Here is a 259-nt window from a genome sequence, read left to right as displayed (position 1 = left end):
AGCGGAAGGTTCTGGCTGACCGGCACCGTGATGGCCATGCGTTGATCAAGGGTACCGCGAAGCAGATCGACCTGCCCGTTGAGTGTCACGGTGGTGGACGGCGCCTCGATACGCAAGGGGCCATCGCTTTCCAGCCGCCCATCGAAGAGCGTCGCTGCGCCGCGCACCTTGTCGAAGGCCGTCCCCTTATCGGTGACGTCAGAGAAGTCCAGCGACAGCCGGCGCAGCAGGTTATCCACATTGACCAGCCCCAGCAGGC

1 protein-coding gene is annotated in these 259 nt (G+C 64.1%); it reads right to left on the bottom strand.

Features of this window, described 5'->3' with window-relative positions; translation table 11 throughout:
- Positions 1 to 259, bottom strand: a 259-nt coding sequence (locus R0J88_RS21275) for an AsmA-like C-terminal region-containing protein (protein ID WP_410901066.1), incomplete at both ends; no start/stop codon positions are given.

The sequence above is a fragment of the Pseudoalteromonas sp. SIMBA_162 genome, from assembly GCF_046535955.1.
Lineage (GTDB): Bacteria > Pseudomonadota > Gammaproteobacteria > Enterobacterales > Alteromonadaceae > Pseudoalteromonas > Pseudoalteromonas marina.
This window is presented reverse-complemented; position numbering and strand designations above follow the sequence as displayed.